This is a genomic window from Micromonospora sp. CNZ297 (assembly GCF_007827625.1).
The window spans coordinates 138,164-157,050 of record NZ_VISU01000013.1 but is presented as its reverse complement, the minus strand read 5'-3'; the positions used below and the strand labels follow the sequence as shown (position 1 = coordinate 157,050).

Here is an 18,887-nt window from a genome sequence, read left to right as displayed (position 1 = left end):
GGCGGCCGGGGGCGGCGCGAGGACGCGTACGCCTACGCTGAGTCAGGCGGCGGTGGCGGCGAGACTCCGCACGTCGGTGCGTGCCGCAGCCGTGCCCGGCTCACCGGCGGCACCGGCTCGACCGGCGCCCGGCTGCCCGGCGACCGGCTGTCCGGCGACCGGCCGCGACGCGGACTGCGGCGAGCCGGCGGACTGCCGGGGCGCGGCGGGCTGCCGCGGCGTCCGGGCGGCGCTCAGCCCCGCCTGCGCGTTGTTCCAGGCCGCGCACGGCCACGCCGCCCCGACGCAGCTCGGGCTGGTGCAGACGCGCTCGGCGTCCGGCTGGTGCGCGTCGGCCACCGCGGCGGCCAGGTCCCACAGCAGCGGATCGGTCACCTCCGCGGGGCGGTCGGCGACGCGGTCTGTGCTGGCTTCGGACATGATTCGGTCCCCCTGTCGTGAACGGCCCCCACCTGTTTCCGGAAACCGCCCCGGCCAAACCTGCGCCCGCCCGGGCGTGGACATAGGCTGGCCGGCGTGGCGAGGTACTACGACCTGCATCCGGACAACCCCCAGCCCCGCGTGATCCGGCAGGTGGTGGACCTGCTGCGCGCCGACGGGGTGATCGCCTACCCGACCGACTCCTGCTACGCGCTCGGCTGCCGGATCGGCAACCGCGACGGCGTGGAGCGGATCCGGGAGATCCGGCGGCTCGACGACCGGCACCCGTTCACCCTGATGTGCGCCGACTTCGCCCAGCTCGGCCAGTTCGTCAAGCTCAGCAACGCGGTCTTCCGGCAGGTCAAGTCCGTCATCCCGGGCAGCTACACCTTCCTGCTGCCGGCCACCGCCGAGGTGCCCCGCCGGTTGCAGGACCCGCGGCGCCGGGTGGTCGGGGCGCGCGTACCCCGGCACACCGTGACCCAGGCGCTGCTCGCCGAACTCGGCGAGCCGCTGCTGACCAGCACGCTGCTGCTGCCCGGCGAGGACGAGCCGATGACCCAGGGCTGGGAGATCAAGGAACGGCTCGACCACCTCGTCGACGCCGTGGTCGACGCCGGGGACTGCGGGCTGGAGCCGACCACAGTGGTCGACCTGTCCGGCCCCGAGCCGGAGATCCTGCGCCGCGGCGCCGGCGACCCGGCCCGCTTCGAGTAACGATCACCCGTTCCGCCCCGCCGGGCCGCCGCCGTAGGGCACCGTGATCCCCGGCGGACGGTGACGGGGGTACGGCGTGGAAGCACTCGTGCTGATCACGGTGCTGGGTGCCACCGTGCTCGTCGGCACCACCATCGGCGGTCGCTACAGCGTCGCGCCGCCGGTCCTGCTGATCGCGATGGGCGCGCTGATCGGCCTGCTGCCGCCGTTCGAAAACCTGATCCTCGAACCCGAGGTCGTGCTGGTGCTGTTCCTTCCGGCGATCCTCTACCGGGAGAGTCTGGTCATCAGCCTCCGCGAGATCCGGGCCAACCTCACGGTGATCGTCGGGCTCGCCGTCGTGCTGGTGATCGTCACGATGGTCGCCGTCGCGTACACCGCGCAGGCCCTCGGCGTACAGCCGGCCGCCGCGTGGGTGCTCGGGGCCGTCCTGGCGCCGACCGACGCCGCCGCCGTGGCCGGCCTGGCCAAACGGATGCCGCGCGGCATCCTCACCACGCTGCGCGCGGAGAGCCTGGTCAACGACGGTACGGCGCTCGTGCTGTTCGCGGTGGCGGCGGGCGTGGTCGCGGGCGGTACGGTGCCCGGTGCGCTGACGCTCAGCGGCGAGTTCGTCGGCAAGTCGGCCGGCGGGGTGGCCGCGGGCCTGCTCGTCGGCGCGGTCGTGGTGCTGATCCGCAAGCACGTGGACGACCCGATGCGCGAGGGCGGGCTGAGCATCCTCACCCCGTTCGTCGCGTTCCTGCTCGCCGACGCGGTGCACGCCAGCGGGGTGCTCGCGGTGGTCGTGTCCGGGCTGCTGCTGTCGTACGCCGCGCCCCGGGTGATCCGGGCCCGTTCCCGGGTCACCGCGTTCGCGTTCTGGGACCTCTCCACCTTCATGATCAACGGTGGGCTGTTCGTACTGCTCGGCACGCAGGTGCCGCGCTCGCTGCGCAGCATCACCAGCCACTCGCCGACCGCGTCGCTCGGCATCGCGGTGCTCGTCGCAGCGGTCGTGGTGGCGATCCGCCTGCTCTGGGTGCACCTGTCGGTGTCGGCGCTGCAACGGGTGGACCGGCGGGAGTCGAGCCGGGCGCGGCACTTCGACGGCCGGATGCGTACCGCCGTGGGCTGGGCCGGGTTCCGGGGCGCCGTCTCGCTCGCCGCGGCGCTCGCCGTGCCGGTCGCCATGCACGACGGGAGCCCGGTACGCGAACGTGACCTGATCATCTTCGTCACCGTCGTGGTGATCGTGCTGATCATGCTGGTGCAGGGCACCACGTTGCCCGCGGTCGTGAGCTGGGCCGGCCTGACCGGCGACCGGGAACGCGACGAGGAGGTGCGCTGGGCCCGGATCCGGGCCACCGAGGCGGCACTGGAGGCGCTGCCCCGGGCCGCCAGCGACGTGGGCGCCACCCAGGACACCGTGGACCGGTTGCGCGCCGACTACGAGGACCACCTGGCCGACGCCCGCGACCCGGGTGGCGAGGACGCGGAGGCGGAGCGGGAGATGGCCCGCCGGCTGCGGCTTCGGGTGCTCGACCACAAGCGGCAGGAGATCACCCGGCTGCGCAACACCAGGCAGATCGACGACGCGGTGCTGCGGCAGCTCCAGGCGGCCATCGACATCGAGGAGATCCGGCTGCTCGGCCCGGAGATGGAGGAGTGAGCGACGCCGCCTGCGCCGGACGTCCGGCGCGGGCGGCGGCCCGCTCAGCGTGCGTCGACGGCGACAGCCGTGTACGGGGTGGCCGGCGTCGGCGGGGTGGAGAACCGGGCGTTGGGCAGGTAGAGCCGCCCGAGGGCGCTGGCGACGGTGGTCGGCACGTCGAAGTCCGGATCGGTGAGCACCCGGCGCAGCACACCGGTGGTGCCGGCGCGGTTCAGCTCGACCACGGCGACCTGGTTGAGCCGGTTCTGCACCACGTACAGCGTGCGGCCGAGCAGCAGCAGGCCGTCGCCGTTGACGAACGTGCTCCCCGGCACGTCGACGGTGGTGGTGACGCCGGTGGCCGGGTCCACCCGGAACAGCGTGCCGGTGTTCGACTGCACGACGATCAGCGCCCGCCCGTCCGGCGTGGGCGCGATGCCGTTGAGGTTGATGCCGGTGCCGGTCTGCTGGAAGTCGCCGGTCAGCGGCAGCGTGGTGAAGCCGTCGGCGGGCGGCAGCGTGCCACCGCGCCCCAGCGGCAGGCGGTACAGCATCGGCCGGTTCGAGTCGGTGAACCAGGCGGCGTCGCGGGTGAGCGCCACGTCGTTGACGAACGTCGGCGCGTCGGCGAACCGGTAGCTCGCGAGCACGGCGCCGGTGCGCGTGTCGATCACCCGGGCGTCACCGGCGGTGCCACCGGCCACGAACAGCCGGCCCCGCGGGTCGACCTTCAGGCCGAGCGAGGGGGTGCCGGTGGCGGGGCTGACCTGCCGGCCCGCTCCGGTGATGAGGTCGGCGCGGTAGATCTCGCCGGTGGCCCGCGACCCGAACCAGGCGTACCGGCCGGCGGCGGCGACGCCCTCCGGCTGGAAGCCGTCGGGCAGCGCGATGACGCTCGGGCGGCGGTCGTGGGCGGTGGCGGGGGCCGGGGCGGCGGTGGTGACGAGGGCGGCGGTCAGGGCGACGCCGAGGGCGGTCCTGATGCGTCGGTTCACTGTGGTCCTTCCGGCGAAACGGTGGAACAGGACCTACCCCACTGTACGGTCGCGGGCTGCTGCCCGCCCTCGACGCGACCCGGCACGGTGGCCCCGTGCCGGGTCGCGTCGACTGTCAGCCGGCCGCGCAGGCCGGCGTGCCGGAGGGCGCGGTACCCGTGCCCTGGAAGCCGAACTCGGTGGTGCCACCGGCACCGACCTGGCGGTTGTAGTCCACGTTGCGGAAGGTCACCGCACCGCTGGTGCCGCTGGCCTGGGCGCTCCAGGTGTTCGTGATCGCCGAGCCCGAGGGCACTGTCAGCGACACGGCCCAGCCGTTGAGTCCGGAGGAGCCCGCGGTGATGCGGACGTTGGTGACGAAGCCGCCCGGCCACTGGTTGACGGTGAACGTGGCGGTGCAGGCGCCGGTCGGCGGGGGAGTCGTGGGCGGCGCGCTGGTCGGCGGCGTGCTGGTGGGCGGCGCCGAGGTGGGCGGCGTGCTGGTCGGCGGCGCGGTGGTAGGCGGCGGGGTGCCGCCCTCGTTGAGCGCGTTCAGCACGGCGGTGTACGCCTGCTTCTTGTTGCCGCTGCCGTCGAACAGCAGCGGGGTGCCGCTGGCCCGCCAGGAGTCGGTGTCCCGGATGCCCCAGACCGTGATGCCGTTGCAGCGCGGCACGGCCAGGCAGTCCCGGGTCACGTTGCCGTACGTGGTGGCCTGGCTGCTGCCCGAACCCTCGATGTCCAGCTCGGTGATCTGCACGTCGACGCCGAGCGCGGCGAAGTTCTGCAGCGTGGTGCGGTAGTTGCTCGGGTACGGCGACCCGCTGTTGAAGTGCGACTGGAGACCGACGCAGTCGATCGGCACGCCCCGGGACTTGAAGTCCCGCACCATGTTGTAGACCGCCTGGGTCTTGGCCCACGACCAGTTGTCGGTGTTGTAGTCGTTGTAGCAGAGCTTGGCGCCCGGATCGGCGGCGCGGGCGGCACGGAACGCGGCCTCGATCCAGTCGCTTCCGGTGCGCTCCAGGTTGGAGTTGCGGCGGGCGCCGCTGTTGCCGTCGTCGAACGCCTCGTTCACCACGTCCCAGGAGTGGATCTTGCCCCGGTAGTGGGTGGCGACCTGGGTGACGTGGTTGAGCATCGCCTGGCGCAGCGCGCTGCCGGACATGTTCTGCGCCCAGCCGGGCTGCTGCGAGTGCCAGGCCAGCGCGTGTCCGCGTACCCGCATGCCGTTGGCCTGGGCGTGCGCGACGAGCCGGTCGCCGCTGCTGAAGTTGAACTGGTTCTGGGACGGCTCGGTGGCGTCCCACTTCATCTCGTTCTCGGCGGTGACCATGTTGAACTCGCGGTTCAGGATGCCGACATACGTGCTGTCGGACAACTTGTTCACCGCCACCGCCGTGCCGAAGTACCGGCCCTGCTCCGCCGCCGACGCGCCGAGCGTCGTACCGGCGCTGGCGCTGGTCGCCGCCGCTATCGTGGCGGCGACCACCGCGGCCCCCGCCACCATCGCGACCACAGCGGTCCGCGGGCGTGACCGGGCTGCCGCGCTCCCGCTGCCGCGGGCGAGCACCTTGTCCATCTGAACGCCTCTCTAGCCTGTCAATGGGATCGGCTCGCCTCGGCCACCGCCCGCCACGATGTCGGCTCCGCGCGGCCGCCCGGTGGCCGCGCCAGGTGGGGGAGTGAATCCCCGGCACATCGTGAGTGGATCGAAGCGAATCTCTGCCCGGAGCCTACCGGAAGCGTTCCGAAAACTTAATCACCTCGATGCGTCGACATCGGGGCACGCGGCACCGGGCGAACGGGCGGAATCCCGGGCGGGGGCGGCAGCGGGCACGCGCGTACCGCCCGGCGCGGCTCCGGAAGTTTCGGGGAGCGCCGGTTCTGCCGGTTGAGTCGATCGCGTCGCCGGGCCGATGCTTGACGAATCGACCGTAGACGATGGAGGAGGTCCTGGAGGATGCGCCGACCCGCGCTCGTCGTACTCGTCCTCGCCGCCCTGCTCGCCGGCACCCCGGCGGTCGCCGGGCCGGCGCCGCCGCACCGCCGCCCGAGCCCGCCGCGCTCGCCGCGATCCGCACGCCCGGTACCGCCTGGGGGCACGACCCGGCCACCGGCCGGCTGACAGTCACCGCCGACGACACGGTACGCGGGCGCGAGCTGGCCGCGTTGCGCCGGACCGCCGACCGGGCCGGCGCGGTGCTGCGCCACGAACCCGGGCGGCTGCGCACGCTCATCGCCGGCGGTCAGGCGATCCACGGCGGCGGCGGGCGCTGCTCACTGGGCGCGAACGTGCGCAGCGGCGCCACCTGGTACTTCGTGACCGCCGGGCACTGCACCCGCCTCGCCGCCACCTGGTACGCCGACAGCGCCCGCACCACGGTGCTGGGCAGCCGGACCGGCAGCAGCTTCCCCGGCAACGACTACGGCGTGGTCCGCTACACCGGCACCGTCGCCCACCCGAGCGCGATCCACACCTACCCGGGGCAGGTCACCGTCACCGCCGCGGGCAGCGCGTACGTCGGGCAGGCGGTCTGCCGCAGCGGCGCCACCACGGGCGTGCGGTGCGGCACCGTCACCGGGCTGAACGCGACTGTCAACTACGCCGAGGGCAGCGTCACCGGGCTCATCCGCACGAACATCTGCGCCGAACCGGGCGACAGCGGCGGCCCGCTCTACGTGGCGGCGACCGGCACCGTCATCGGCGTCCTGTCCGGCGGCAGCGGCAACTGCACGAGCGGCGGCACCAGCTACTACCAGCCGATCCTGGAGATCCTCGCCGCGTACGGCCTGACCATCCCCTGACCGGCCGCGCGGGCGGCACGACCGCCGCCCGCGCCGGACCGGTCACCCGGTCAGGCGTCGCCCGGCACCGCCATCTCGCCCAGGCGCGACCAGTCCTGCTGTGGCACCGTCACGTTGACGATCCGGGGCGTCTCGGCCAGGTGCGGCGGCAACGTGCGCTGGGCGGTCCGGAAGTGCTCCGACTGCACGTGCGCGGCGCCCGCCTCGTCGTCCCGGAACGCCTCGACCAGCACGTACTCGGTCGGGTCGTCCAGGCTGCGGGACCAGTCGAACCACAGGCAGCCGGGCTCGGCCCGGGTCGCGGCGGTGAAGTCGGCGGCGATCTGCGGCCAGCGGTCGGCGTCCTCCGGGCGGACCCGGAACTTGGCGGTAATGAAGATCATGGGATCAGGCTACCCAGGGCCGGCGGCCACCCGCGCGGCATCAGCTCTTGGCCGCGGGGCCGAGCAGCTCGGCCGCCCGCCGGTCGGCGAACGCGGTGACCGCCTGCTGCCCGGCACCGAACACGATCGCCAGGCCCAGCAGCGCGGCGGTGCTGCTCACGCTGGTCTCCACCAGGCCGCCGATGACCAGCATGATGCCGACCACCGCGACCAGCGGGCCGACGGCGAGCTTGAGCAGCCCCTGCTGGAACGGCAGCTTGTAGGGCAGCCCGCCGGACCGGGAGGTGATCATCGACGGCAGCGCGCTGAGGAACGCCCCGAGGGCCCCGGCGATCAGCACGAAGAACAGCAGCCGCCAGGCCGGTACGCCACCGGCGTCGGTCGGCGCCTCCAGCAGCCGGACGTCGTGGCTGAGCCACTGCACCAGCACCACCAGGACCTCCGCCAGCAGCGCGAACACCGACAGGCCCAGCATCCGGTTGCGCAGCCGGCGCGCCGACTCGTGGAACTCGTCGGACGCCGAGTGGTAGCGCAGCAGCAGCGCCTGCACCCGGGCGCGCAGCAGCGCCTCGGACGGGGCGCCGGCCGACGGGTCGAGGTCGGTGAGCACCTTGTCGTCGGCGGGCAGCACCTGCGCCGCCGCGCTGCGGTACGCGGGCAGCAGCCCGGTCAGCTCGTCCGTGCTGCGCAGCGCCACCATGGCCCGCTCCACCGAGTGGATCGTCTGCCACGCGTACTCCAGGTTGCCGCCGCGCAACCACTCGACCACGCCGCTGCGTCCGAGCACCACCTCCACCCGGGACAGCTGCGCGCGCAGCGCCTCGGCCCGCTCGGGGTCGCGCGGGGACAGCACCGCGAGCTGCTGGTACAGGTCGTCGAGCTTGGTCCGTACGCGGACCTGCCACACCGCACCGGGAACCGACGCGGCGGGCCGGGACGGCCCGCCCTCCGGCGCGTTCCGGGGCTCGGGTATGGCCTCCGGCTGGGTCTCCTGCTCGATCATCGTGCCCCACCTCTTTCCCCCCACGCCGCGCGGACCTGCTATCAGTATTCGCAGGTCAGGGCCATAATGGCTAGAGCACACCGGACAGTCGACCCGGCTCGCGAGGTGCGGGATCCGGCCCGACGGACGAGGCCGCAGCCGTCGGGCGGTCGGTAGCCTGAGCCGGTGACCGTCTACGCCCTCGCACAGCTCACCATCCACGACCGGGCGCGCTACGACAGGTATGCCGCGGCCTTCCCGCCGGTGCTGGCCCGATACGGCGGGAAGCTGCTCGCCGCCGACACCGCCCCCCGCGTGGTGGAGGGGGAATGGCCGCACCAGAAGGCGGTGCTCCTGTCCTTCGACAGCCGCGAGGACTTCGAGCGCTGGTCCACCTCGCCGGAGTACCGGGAGATCTCCCGGGACCGGGAGGCGGCCACCGAGGGCGTCGTGCTGCTGCTCGACGGGATCGGGCACGCCTGGCCGGCCTGACCCGCGGGCCCGCTCAGAGCCGGTGCCGCACCCACACGTTCGGCTCGACGTACGCGGCGTGGTCGTGGTCGGCGTCGACGAGCACCGGCGTCAGCGCTCCGGGCACGCGTACCGGGCCGGAGGTGTCGAACGGCAGCCCGGTCCAGCGCCGCCAGTCGGCGAGCGTGCCGGTCACCGTCATCGAGCGGGGCGCGATCCGCTCGATCACCCCGCCCGCGCGGACGTGCACCCGCAGCCACGGGTCGGCCGGCAGCCCGTCCGGGCGGTGCCGGGCCACGTACTCGGTCATCGGCACGTCCGGGACGGCGGCCTTGCCGCTCGGGCGCACCGGCGCCACCAGCGTGTCGAAGCCGGCGCGGGCCACCGCCGCGCGCATGGCCGCGAGCATCAGCCCGGACACCCCGCCGCCGCGCCGGTCCGGTCGCACGCAGATCTCCAGCGCGGACACCAGGTTCGGCGTCGACCCGGTGAGCCGGCCGAGCGTGGCCCGCTGGATCACCCGGTCCCAGCCGCCGTCGGGCAGCTCGTCCTCGGTCCAGCGCAGCGGCACCGCGTACCCGCGGGCCACGGCCCGGCCCGGCTCGGCCGGGTCGACGGCGGCGAAGACGAACTCGGGGTGCAGCTCGTGCGCGACGCCGTAGTAGAGCGCCCCCATCGGATCCCAGAGCATGAACGGCGGCCAGGCGCCGTCGAAGTCGTTGTCCAGCAGCGGCGCCAGGTCGGGCCGCTGCGCCAGTGTCACGATCTCCAGGGTCACGCCGGGCAGGCTAGGGCCGCGCGGCCCGGACCGCACGCGGATTACCGCTGCGCCCCTGGTTAGGCTGCCGGCATGGCAGATCCGTTCCGGGTACGCGTCACCGTGCGCGGCTACGAACTCGACACGCAGGGGCACCTCAACCAGGCGGTCTACCTCCAGTACGCCGAGCACGCCCGCTGGGAGTGCCTGCGCGCGTCCGGCATCGGCCAGGACCGGCTGCTCGCCGGCGGCGTCGGGCCGGTCGCGCTGGAGGTGACGGTGCGCTATCTGCGGGAGCTGCGCGGCGGCGACGAGGTCGACGTGACCTGCGAGTTCCACTGGAGCGAGGGCAAGACGTTCCGGATCGGCCAGGAGTTCACCCGGGCCGACGGCACCCCCGTCGCCTCGGTGTCCGGCGTCGGCGGGCTGCTCGACCTCACCGCACGGCGGCTCGTGTCCGACCCGCGCGAGCGGTTCCGGGCGCTGGCCACCGACCCCGGGCCGATGAGCCTGTAACGCCCGGTCAGCGCGCCGCGCGCAGCCAGGCGAGCACTGCCAGCACCCGCCGGTTGGTGTCCTCGTCCGGCGGCAGGCCGAGCTTGGCCAGGATGTTGCCCACGTGCTTGCCCACCGCCGCCTCGGTGACGTGCAGGCGGGCCGCGATCGCGGCGTTGGAGTGGCCCTCGGCGACCAGCCCCAGCACCTCCCGCTCCCGGGGGGACAGCGGGCCGAGCGGGTCGCGGGGGCGGCGCAGCAGGTGCCGCACCACGTCCGGGTCGACGGCGGTGCCGCCGGCCGCCACCCGGCGCAGCATCGCGGCGAACTCGGCGACGTCGGCCACCCGGTCCTTGAGCAGGTAGCCGACCCGGTTGCCGTCGCCGCTGTCGAGCAGCGCGGCCGCGTACCCGCTCTGCACGTGCTGGCTGAGCACCACCACGGCCAGGTCCGGGCGCTCGGCGCGTAGCGTGACCGCCGCGCGCAGGCCGTCGTCGCGGTGCTGCGGCGGCATCCGGATGTCGGTCACCAGCAGATCGGGCCGGTGCGTGCGGACCGCGTCGAGCAGCTCCGGGGCGGAGCCCACGGCGGCGTCCACCGCGAAGCCGAACCGGGTCAGCAGGCCCACCAGGCCCTCCCGCAGCAGGACCTCGTCCTCGGCCAGGACGACCCGGATCACGGACGGCACGGCAGCTCCACCCGCACGAGGGTAGGCCCACCGGGCGGGCTGGACAGCAGCAGCCGCCCGTCCACCGCGGCCACCCGGTCCGCGAGCCCGGTCAGGCCGGTGCCGCGCGCCGGGTCGGCGCCGCCCCGGCCGTCGTCGCACACCTCCACCACCAGCAGCCGTTCGTCGCGGATCAGCCGCACCTGCGCCCGGGTTGCCCCGGCGTGCCGGGCCACGTTGCCGAGCGTCTCCGAGACCACGTACCAGGCGGTGGTCTCCACCAGCTCCGGCACCGGGCGGGTCAGGTCGGCGTGCACGGCGACCGGGACGACCGACCGGGCGGCCAGGTCACCGACGGCGGCGGCCAGGCCGAGTTCGCTGAGCTGCGCCGGACGGATGCCGTGGACGATCCCGCGCAACGTCACCATCAGCCCCTTGGCCTGCTCGTGCGCCGCCGCGAGCGGCCCCGCCGCCGGGGAGTCGTCCGGCACGTCGAGGCGGGCCAGCCCGAGCTGGAGGGTGAGGCTGGTCAGGCGCGGCTGCACGCCGTCGTGCACGTCCCGCTCGATGCGGCGGCGCTCCGCCTCGTAGGCGCTCACCAGGCGGGCCCGGGACCGGGTCACCTCGCGCAGCGCCGTACCGGCGGGCGCGTCGTCGAGCAGCAGGCGGGCCACCGTCGCCTGGACCGCTACGAGCAGGCCGGCCAGGTAGACCAGCGCCGGGACCGCCAGCAGACCGGCGAGCGCGTACGGCACCGCCTCGGCCGGGGAGTCGACTGTGGCCCAGACCAGCACGATCCGGTCCTCGCCGCCGGCCAGCCACGGACCGGCGATCAGCACCGCGTCCAGCAGCGCGAGCAGACCGACCGTTCCGTACGCCGGCGGCACCGCCACACCCAGCACGGCCAGGTACGCGGCCTCCCGCCACCCGGCGGCGGTGGTGAGGCGGGCGGCGAGCCCACGCCACCGCGGTGCTGTCACCGGGCGGTCGTCGACCAGGCCGAGGCGCCATCGCTCGACGGCAGCCACCGGCGCGCCGGCCAGCGGGGCGAGCGCCACGACCGCGAGCGCCAGCACGGCCAGCACCGCCAGCGCCGGGGCGTCGACCGGGCGGCCCCGCCGCAGCGCGCCGGCCACCAGCAGCAGTGGCGCGGCGACCACCGCCGCGCCGAGCGCCGCCGCGCCGGCCAGGGGCAGCGTCGTGACGGCGTACGCCAGTGCCCGCCACGGCCACGCGGACAGCAGGTAGCGGCGGCGGCGCAACGCGCCGGCCAGCCCGTGATCAACGGTCATGCGGTGACGCTAGCCAGGCCACGCCGTGCTTCCCAGCCGGCTGGACCCCGCTCTCCGGGTATGCCTGGCCATACCCCGAACCGGCCCGCCACGCCCCGTGTGCCGGATGCCCGGAGACGGTGCACTCAGCGGATGAGAAACCGCCTCGCGGGCGCCTGCTGGCTGCTCGCCGCCGTGTCGTTCCTCGTCGCCAACGTGGTCGTCGGCCTGGCCTGGGGGCAGCCCCGGTTCAGCTGGGCCGAGCACAACATCAGCGACCTCGGCAACGTGACCTGCGGCGTGTGGGACAGCAGCCGCCCGCGTCCGGTCTGCTCGCCGTGGCACCCGCTCATGAACGCCGTGTTCGTCGGCGCCGGGCTGCTGCTCGCGCTCGGCGCGCTGCTCGCACACCGGGCGCTGCGCCCGGGCCGCGCCGCGACCGTCACCGTCGCGTCGGCAGTGGCCGCCGGATCCGGGTACGTGCTGGCCGGCCTCCACCCGGCCGACGTGGACGAGAACCTGCACGTGCTCGGCGCGCTGCTGGTCTTCGCGCTCGGCAACGCGGCGCTGCTCGCCGCCGCGCTCGGCCGGTCGCCGCTGCTGCGCGAGCTGCGGACCGTCAGCGCGCTCCTGGGCCTGCTCGGCCTGGCCGGCACCGTGCTGTTCCTGTCCCGGGTGGACGCCGGCATCGGCGTGGGCAGCATGGAACGCGTCGCCGTGTTCCCGCTGTTCGCCTGGGTGACGGTGACCGGGCTGCGGCTGCTGCGGTCGCGTCGGTCCCGGCCCCTATCCTGACCGGATGGAGCTGGCGTTCAGCGGCGAGGTGTGGTTCTGGCGTGGCCCGGCGCCGTACCACTTCGTCACGGTGCCCGACGAGCAGAGCGCGGCCATCGAGGCCGCCTCGGCGTCGGTCACCTACGGCTGGGGCATGATCCCGGTGACGGTCCGCATCGGCGGCACCGGCTGGCGGACGTCGCTGTGGCCCAAGGACGGCCGGTACGTGGTGCCGCTGCGGGTCGCGGCGCGCCGGGCCGAGGGCATCGAGCTGGGCGACCGGGTCGACGTGCGGCTGACGGTGGACGTGTGACCGGGCCGGAGCTGGCCGAGGCGGGCCGGCTGCTCGCCGCCGCCCGGCGGCCGGTGGTGTTCACCGGGGCCGGCATGTCGGCCGAGAGCGGCGTGCCGACGTTCCGGGACGCCCAGACCGGGCTCTGGCAGCGGTACGACCCGCAGGAGCTGGCGACCCCTGCCGCGTTCCGGGCCGACCCGGCGCTGGTCTGGGGCTGGTACGAGGCACGCCGGCACGGGGTGCGCCGGGCGCTCCCGAATCCGGGGCACCGGGCGGTGGCCGCGATCCGGGCCCGGTGCCCGGAGACCGTGGTGATCACGCAGAACGTCGACGACCTGCACGAGCGCGGCGGTGTGCCGGCCCCGGTACGCCTGCACGGCAGCCTGTTCGCGCCCCGCTGTTCGGCCTGCGCCCGGCCCGCGCCGATCCCCGAGGACGCGGCGGCACCCGGGGACGACGCGGCACCCGGCGACGCGGCGGCGCCCGACGGCATGCCGGAACCGCCGGACGGGCCGCTGACCCCGCCCGCGTGCGCCGGATGCGGCGCGCCCGTGCGGCCCGGGGTGGTGTGGTTCGGCGAGGCGCTGCCGTCGGCCGCGCTCGACGCGGCGGTCGAGGCGGCGTCCGGCTGCGACCTGCTGCTGACCGTGGGCACCTCGGCGCTCGTGCACCCGGCCGCCGAGATCCCGCTCGTGGCGGCCCGTCTCGGCGCGCCCGTGGTGCAGGTGAACCCGGTGCCGACGCCGCTGGATGCGATCTGCGCGGTGAACCTGCGCGGCCCGGCCGGCGAGGTGCTGCCCGCGCTTGTCCGCGCCGCCTGGCCGGACGCCGACGCCGGCTGAGCCGCCCGCCGCCGCCCTGCCTGACAGCCCGGCCGCGCCGCCTCGTCGTGCCGCTCAGCGGGCACCGGTCCGGCAGACCGCGCCGGGCGTGATCGCGGGAAACACCCGACCGCCCGTCCGGGGCCGCCTACCGTCGGCGCAGGAGGTGGACCGGCGGAGGGCGGCGGACGTGGCACGCGAACGGGTGCGAGGGCGGCTGCGCCCGCCCCGGCCGGGGCCGGACCAGCGCCGGGTCACCCCCTTCGAGATCTTCTTCGACCTGGTCTTCGTCTTCGCGCTCACCCGGATCATGGCGCTGATCGAGCCGCACCCGACCCTGACCACGATGGCCCAGGGCATGCTCCTGCTCGTGCTGCTCTGGGTGGCGTGGCTGTCGTACGCCTGGTTGGGCAACCACACGCCCGCCGACGTCGGGGTGGTGCGCGGCGGGTTCCTGATCGCGATGGCCGCGTTGTTCCTGGCCGCGCTCGCCATGCCGGAAGCGTGGACGCCGGGTCCGGGGCTGGACGGGCCGCTGATCGTCGTGCTGGCGTACGTGGTGCTGCGCGTGGTGCACCTGACGCTGTTCCACTGGGCCGCCGCGGACGACCCGGAGCTGCGCGCCCGGATCCGGTTCTTCGCGCTCGTCAGCGCCGTGGGCTGGGTGCCGTTGCTGCTCGGCGCGCTGCTGGACGGGGCCGCACACGCGGTGCTGTGGGTGCTGGGCTTCGCCGTCGAGGTGGCCGGTCAACGGCTGTCGTACGCCCGCCGGGGAGCCTGGCCGCTGCGCAGCCCGACGCACTTCGCCGAGCGGTACGGCCTGGTACTGATCATCTCGCTGGGGGAGTCGGTGGTGGCCGCGGGGGTGGGCGTGGCCTCGGCGGTGACCGAGCCGCCGGTCCTCGCCGTGGCGCTCGTCGGTTTCGTGGTGACCGCCTGCCTCTGGTGGCTGTACTTCCACCGCACGTCCCCGGTGGCGGCCCGGGCGCTCGCCGCCGCGTCGCCGGCGCAGCGGGACCGGATCGCCGCGGACGCCTACAGCCAGACCCATCTGCTGCTGGTCGCCGGCGTCATCTACCTGGCGCTGGGTATCGAACAGGTGCTGGAGCACGTCGCGGACCCGGAGGCCGGGCCCCGGCTGGACCGCTCCGCCGCGGTGGCGCTGTTCGGCGGCGCGGCCGTCTACCTGGCCGGGCGGCTGCTGTTCCGCCGGCTGACCGGGCAGCCGGTCGGACCGGCCCGGCTCGCCGTCGCCGGGGCGGCACTGCCGCTGGCCGCGCTCGGGACGGTGCTGCCGCCACCGCTGGCGCTGGCGGCGCTGGCCGGGCTCTTGCTGGCCGCGATCGCCGTCGATCGGCTCGGTGAGCCGGCCGCCGCCGGACGGCCGGGGGTCACCGACGCGCATCGACCGCTCTGAGGCCGGCTCGCCGGCGCGGTCGGTGATCCTTACGCGTCGCGCGGCGCCCGCTTCGGGAAGACGGTGTACGCGACCGGCCAGAACACCAGCCAGCCCGCCATCACCACGCTGAGCCGGCCGGTCCACGCCCACAGCTCGGCGGTGCGCTCGCTGTCGCCCACCACGGCGATGCCGGCCAGCAGCACGGCGCAGGCGACCGCCCAGCCGATCATGCCCTTGCCCCACTCCCGCCATTCGTGCCGGGCCCGCGCCATCCCGTACCGGGGTGGCCGGCTCGGGGGAGGGCCGCCGGCGAACCGGTGTGCGAACCGCTGGTCGGCCCAGCGCACCATGCTGTGCCCGAACGCCACCGAGAACCCGAGGTACGCGGCGGCGAGGCCGTGGGCGAACGTGGCGGTCGCGCCCCGGCGCAGGTCGATCATCGTGGCTGCCAGCAGCACGAGGTCGACCACCGGCACGGCGATCAGCAGGGCGGCGCCGAGGCGGGGCCGTCGCAGCGGGTACCGGGCGATCAGGCCGGCGAGCAGCACCACCCAGAACGCCACCTCGCATCCGACGATCACTGCCACGAGCATGTGCCCTCCTTTTTTAGTACGCTGTGCGATAACCGTAACAGCGCTCGTCGACCAGGTTCCGGAGGGGCCCGTGCCCAAGATCGTCGACCACGACGCGCGCCGTGCCGAACTGGCACGGGCGATGTGGCGGGTCGTCTACCGCGACGGCGTCGGCGCCGCCACCGTCCGCAGCATCGCGGCCGAGGCGGGCTGGTCACCGAGCGCGCTGCGGCACTACTTCGCCACCCAGACCGAGCTGCTGGTGTTCGCCATGGAGCACGTGCAGGCCGAGGCGGCCGAGCGGATCACCACCGGGGACCGCACCGGCAGCCCGCGCGAGGTCGCCCAGCGGATCCTGGAACAACTGCTGCCGCTGGACCGTCAGCGCGTCCGCGAGGCCGAGGTGTGGCTGCTGCTCGCCGCGCGTACCCGGACCGACCCGGCCGCGCGCGCCCGGATGACCGAGGCCGACGAGGGCATCCGCCGCGCCGTCGAGTTCGCGGTCGTCCTGCTCACCGGGGAACCGGCCGCCGACCCCGAGGCGGTCGCCGGGCTGCACGCCCTGCTCGACGGGCTCGCGCTGCACGCGCTGCTGCACCCCGAGCGGATGCCGCCCCGGCGCGCCCGGGAACTGCTCGGCGCACACCTGGACGCGCTCGCCGCGCCCTGACGGTCAGTCGCCCGGCGGACGTCCCATCGCCGCGCCCAGCTCGGCGCGGCTGGCGATGCCCAGCTTGCGGTAGACCCGGGCCAGGTTGGCCTCCACAGTCTTCGGGCTGATGTAGAGCGCGTCGGCGATGAGCCGGTTGGTCTGGCCTCGGGCGGCGAGCCGGGCGACCCGCTCCTCGGTCGCGGTGAGCGTCGTCGGGGCCGGGGTGCGGGCGCCGATGCGGCCCAGCTCCGCCCGCGCCCGGTCGGCGAACCCGGACGCGCCGAGCGCGTCGAACTCGGCCACCGCCGCGTCGAGCGCCGCCCGCGCCTCCCGCCGCCGCCGCACCCGCCGGTACGTGCGGCCGGCGGCGAGCAGGCAGCGGGCCCGGTCCAGCGGCAGCACCGCCTCCGGCACCGCCGCCCTGGCCTGCGTCAGCGCGTCCAGCGCCGCGCCCGGATCCGCCCCGGTCGCCCCGGCCAGCAGCACCCGGCTGCGGGCCAGCCCGAGCGTCGTCCACGGGCGCGGCAGCCGGCTGTGGCGCCGCGCCAGCCGGTCCAGCGCGGCGTGCGCGGTGTCCAGGTCACCGGCGCCCACGCACGCCTCGATCCAGTCCGGCTCGAAGCGCTGACCCAGCGGTTCGGCGATGCCCGACCCGTCCAGGTCGGCGGCGAGCGCGCCGTACGCCGTCGCCGCGGTGGCCCACTCCCCGGAGGCCAGCGCCACCAGCCCGGTGAGCTGGTGGTGCAGCCGCCGGCTCCAGGCGTCGCCGAGGTCGTCGTCGCGGCGCAGCCCGGCGGCGGCGGTGCCCGCCTGCGCCAGCCGTCCCCGGTGCGCGTCGAGCACACCGGCCAGCCAGCTCTCGCCCACCAGCCCGGTGCCCAGCTGCTCACCCAGGTCGCGGGCGGCGGCGATGTGCGTACCGGCCTCGGCGAAGCGCCCCGCCAGCAGTTCCGTCTCGCCGAGGTGGGTCAGCACCTCGTGCCGCAGCGGGTCGTCGCCGCGTGCCACCGCCAGGTCCAGCATCACGTGCAGCCGGGCCCGCGCCCGGTCGTGGTCGTCGACCGACTTCCACCAGATCGCCGGCACCGAACCGGCCAGGAAGGACGGCTCACCGCCCTCCAGCGACAGTGCCCGGTCCAGCAGCTCGGTGGGCGCCGGGCCGCCGGCGCGTACCTCGTGGAAGAACAGCAGCAGCAGCGCGGCGGTGAGCAGCGGGCGGTGCTCGTCGCGGTCGGACAGCCGGGCGATCGCGGCCCGCGCATGCCGGCGGGCCGGCTCCGGCTGGTCGTGGAACATGGTCAGGTGGGTGTGGATCCGCCCGGCCAGGTCGCCGTCCGGCCCGGCGGCGGCGAGCGCCTGCTCGGCGACCCGGACGGCGGTGACCAGGTCGTCGGCGCACCACGCGACGAGCGCGCGCAACAGCAGCGCCTCGCCCCGCTCGGCGCCGGTCAGCTCGCCGGCCGCCGCCTCGGCGGCCCGCCCGGCCGCCGCGTAGTCGCCGCTGTCGATGCGGCACTGCACCGCGTCGAGGCGACGCCGGTTCCGGTCGGCGGTCGCGGACGGCGGGGTCAGCTCGGCCGCCCGGGCGTACCAGTCGGCGGCGAGCGCTGACGCGCCGCGCATCCGCTGCCGGGCCGCCGCGGCGGCCAGGTCGGCGGCGACGGCGGCGTCCGGCGCCACAGTGCAGCGGGACAGGTGCCGGGCCCGCTCGTCCGGGTCGGCGACAGCGGCGGCGAGCAGCGCGTGCAGCCGCCGCCGGGCGCCCGGCGGGATGCTCTCGCGCACCGCCGCCGCGTACCGGGGGTGCGCGAAGTCGATCCGGCTCGCCGTGACCACGACCAGCCCGGCGTCCTCGGCCGCGTCCAGCGCCCCGGCCGGCACTCCCGCCGCCGCCAGGTCCCGCAGCGTCGGCACGGTCAGCAGCGCGGCCAGCCGCACCGCGTCGCGGCTCGGGCCGGGCAGCGCCCGCAGCGTCTCGGCGAGCAGCAGGCGCAGCGACGACGGTACGGGTAGATCCTCGTCGTGCGCGGGCGGGCGGGGCAGCCGCAGCACCGCCCGCGCGAGTTCGATCGCGAGCAACGGGTTGCCGTCGGCGTCGCGGGCCAGCCGGTCGGTGAGCGGACGGCTGAGCGTGCCGCCGAGCCGGGCGGCGAGGACGCGGTGCAGGTCGGGCGGGGAGAGCGGGGGTACGTCGGCACGCAGCAGCGGATGCCGGCCGGTCGGGTCGTCGTCCAGCCCGAGCGGCGCCGGCACCGGCGGGCTGTCCCCGGTGCGGTGGGTGGCCAGGACGGCGGGCCACCGGGTCAGCCGGCGCAGCGCGAACCGCAGCGCCCGGGCGCTCGGCGGGTCCAGCCACTGCGGATCGTCGACGGCGAGCAGCACCCGGGGCGCGTCGGTGACCGCCGCGTCGAGCAGCGTACGGGTGGCCGCGCCCACCGCCCGCTCGTCCACCGCGCCGTCGTACTCGCCGGTCAGCAGCACCATGTCGGCGGCGACCCGTTGCGGCGCGGGCAGCCCCGGCAGCGCGTCCGCGAGCGGGCGGAGCACGTCGGCGAGTGCCGCGTACGGCAGCGCGGTCTCGGCCTCGGTGGGCGCGGCGGACAGCACCCGCCAGCCGGTCCGCCCGGCGTGGGCGACCACTGCCCGCCACAGGGCGGTCTTGCCGATGCCGCTCGGGCCGTCGAGCAGCACCGGCGTACCGGAGGTCAGGGCACGCCACACCCGCTCGACGACCGCGTCGCGGCCGACCAGTGCGGCGTCCATGGCGGGATGGTGGCACAGCGGCGCCCGCTAACC

Annotated in this window: 20 protein-coding genes; 10 read left to right on the top strand and 10 right to left on the bottom strand. The window is 75.5% G+C overall.

Annotation, left to right across the window (positions count from 1 at the left end; genetic code table 11):
* Positions 1-42: 42 nt before the first annotated feature.
* On the bottom strand, positions 43-420 hold the full coding sequence (locus FB454_RS22435) for a hypothetical protein (RefSeq protein ID WP_013286493.1): 378 nt from the start codon (positions 418-420) through the stop codon (positions 43-45).
* 96 nt (positions 421-516) lie between these two features.
* Here FB454_RS22435 and FB454_RS22430 point away from each other — a divergent pair, with 96 nt between their 5' ends.
* On the top strand, positions 517-1,137 hold the full coding sequence (locus FB454_RS22430) for an L-threonylcarbamoyladenylate synthase (RefSeq protein ID WP_013286492.1): 621 nt from the start codon (positions 517-519) through the stop codon (positions 1,135-1,137).
* 76 nt (positions 1,138-1,213) lie between these two features.
* Positions 1,214-2,788 carry a Na+/H+ antiporter gene (locus tag FB454_RS22425; protein WP_174361717.1) on the top strand — a complete coding sequence of 525 codons (1,575 nt, stop codon included), beginning with the start codon at positions 1,214-1,216 and terminating at the stop codon, positions 2,786-2,788.
* Positions 2,789-2,832: 44 nt separating this feature from the next.
* Here the strand turns inward: FB454_RS22425 and FB454_RS22420 are convergent, their stop codons facing one another.
* On the bottom strand, positions 2,833-3,765 hold the full coding sequence (locus FB454_RS22420; RefSeq protein WP_013286490.1) for an NHL repeat-containing protein: 933 nt from the start codon (positions 3,763-3,765) through the stop codon (positions 2,833-2,835).
* 115 nt (positions 3,766-3,880) lie between these two features.
* Positions 3,881-5,326: a glycoside hydrolase family 10 protein gene (locus FB454_RS22415; RefSeq protein ID WP_013286489.1), complete on the bottom strand. Its 1,446-nt coding sequence runs from the start codon at positions 5,324-5,326 to the stop codon at positions 3,881-3,883.
* 362 nt (positions 5,327-5,688) lie between these two features.
* On the opposite strand from FB454_RS22415, the gene FB454_RS22410 reads away from it, so the two are divergent.
* Positions 5,689-6,552, top strand: a complete 864-nt coding sequence (locus FB454_RS22410; RefSeq protein ID WP_486485442.1) for a S1 family peptidase — start codon at positions 5,689-5,691, stop codon at positions 6,550-6,552.
* Between the two features lie 50 nt (positions 6,553-6,602).
* On the opposite strand, the gene FB454_RS22405 is transcribed toward FB454_RS22410, so the two are convergent.
* Positions 6,603-6,935 (bottom strand): putative quinol monooxygenase, encoded by a 333-nt coding sequence (locus FB454_RS22405; protein WP_013476672.1) that lies wholly within the window; start codon positions 6,933-6,935, stop codon positions 6,603-6,605.
* A gap of 40 nt (positions 6,936-6,975) precedes the next feature.
* Entirely contained in the window at positions 6,976-7,938 is a 963-nt protein-coding gene (locus FB454_RS22400; RefSeq protein ID WP_071094893.1) for a hypothetical protein, read from the bottom strand.
* Between the two features lie 165 nt (positions 7,939-8,103).
* On the opposite strand from FB454_RS22400, the gene FB454_RS22395 reads away from it, so the two are divergent.
* Positions 8,104-8,409, top strand: coding sequence for a DUF1330 domain-containing protein (locus tag FB454_RS22395; RefSeq protein WP_013286485.1), 306 nt, complete (start codon positions 8,104-8,106; stop codon positions 8,407-8,409).
* 13 nt (positions 8,410-8,422) lie between these two features.
* Here the strand turns inward: FB454_RS22395 and FB454_RS22390 are convergent, their stop codons facing one another.
* Positions 8,423-9,166 (bottom strand): hypothetical protein, encoded by a 744-nt coding sequence (locus FB454_RS22390; protein ID WP_030273223.1) that lies wholly within the window; start codon positions 9,164-9,166, stop codon positions 8,423-8,425.
* Positions 9,167-9,238: 72 nt separating this feature from the next.
* Between FB454_RS22390 and FB454_RS22385 the strand changes: the two genes are divergently transcribed.
* Positions 9,239-9,661 carry an acyl-CoA thioesterase gene (locus FB454_RS22385; RefSeq protein WP_145823414.1) on the top strand — a complete coding sequence of 141 codons (423 nt, stop codon included), beginning with the start codon at positions 9,239-9,241 and terminating at the stop codon, positions 9,659-9,661.
* Between the two features lie 7 nt (positions 9,662-9,668).
* Here the strand turns inward: FB454_RS22385 and FB454_RS22380 are convergent, their stop codons facing one another.
* Together FB454_RS22380 and FB454_RS22375 are read right to left on the bottom strand one after the other, a co-directional pair.
* A complete protein-coding gene (locus tag FB454_RS22380) occupies positions 9,669-10,328 on the bottom strand; it encodes a response regulator transcription factor (RefSeq protein ID WP_145823413.1) in 660 nt (219 codons plus the stop codon).
* Entirely contained in the window at positions 10,316-11,599 is a 1,284-nt protein-coding gene (locus FB454_RS22375) for a sensor histidine kinase (protein WP_145823412.1), read from the bottom strand. The genes FB454_RS22380 and FB454_RS22375 overlap by 13 nt, the downstream gene beginning before the upstream one ends.
* A gap of 132 nt (positions 11,600-11,731) precedes the next feature.
* Here FB454_RS22375 and FB454_RS22370 point away from each other — a divergent pair, with 132 nt between their 5' ends.
* The 4 genes from FB454_RS22370 to FB454_RS22355 all read left to right on the top strand — a co-directional run bounded on the left by FB454_RS22370 (position 11,732) and on the right by FB454_RS22355 (position 14,885).
* The gene (locus FB454_RS22370; RefSeq protein ID WP_145823411.1) at positions 11,732-12,373 is read left to right on the top strand and encodes a DUF998 domain-containing protein; all 642 of its coding nucleotides are present in this window, start codon (positions 11,732-11,734) and stop codon (positions 12,371-12,373) included.
* A gap of 4 nt (positions 12,374-12,377) precedes the next feature.
* Positions 12,378-12,665, top strand: coding sequence for a DUF1905 domain-containing protein (locus tag FB454_RS22365; RefSeq protein WP_013286479.1), 288 nt, complete (start codon positions 12,378-12,380; stop codon positions 12,663-12,665).
* Complete coding sequence (locus FB454_RS22360; protein WP_145823410.1) at positions 12,662-13,489, top strand: NAD-dependent protein deacylase; 828 nt, start codon at positions 12,662-12,664, stop codon at positions 13,487-13,489. Before FB454_RS22365 ends, FB454_RS22360 begins: the two co-directional genes overlap by 4 nt.
* A gap of 169 nt (positions 13,490-13,658) precedes the next feature.
* Positions 13,659-14,885 carry a low temperature requirement protein A gene (locus FB454_RS22355; protein ID WP_145823409.1) on the top strand — a complete coding sequence of 409 codons (1,227 nt, stop codon included), beginning with the start codon at positions 13,659-13,661 and terminating at the stop codon, positions 14,883-14,885.
* A 29-nt stretch (positions 14,886-14,914) separates the two neighbouring features.
* Here FB454_RS22355 and FB454_RS22350 read toward each other — a convergent pair whose 3' ends face one another.
* Positions 14,915-15,460 (bottom strand): hypothetical protein, encoded by a 546-nt coding sequence (locus FB454_RS22350; protein ID WP_013286476.1) that lies wholly within the window; start codon positions 15,458-15,460, stop codon positions 14,915-14,917.
* A 70-nt stretch (positions 15,461-15,530) separates the two neighbouring features.
* Between FB454_RS22350 and FB454_RS22345 the strand changes: the two genes are divergently transcribed.
* Positions 15,531-16,109 (top strand): TetR/AcrR family transcriptional regulator, encoded by a 579-nt coding sequence (locus FB454_RS22345; protein ID WP_013286475.1) that lies wholly within the window; start codon positions 15,531-15,533, stop codon positions 16,107-16,109.
* A gap of 3 nt (positions 16,110-16,112) precedes the next feature.
* Here the strand turns inward: FB454_RS22345 and FB454_RS22340 are convergent, their stop codons facing one another.
* Complete coding sequence (locus tag FB454_RS22340; RefSeq protein WP_145823408.1) at positions 16,113-18,854, bottom strand: helix-turn-helix transcriptional regulator; 2,742 nt, start codon at positions 18,852-18,854, stop codon at positions 16,113-16,115.
* Between the last annotated feature and the right edge of the window lie 33 nt (positions 18,855-18,887).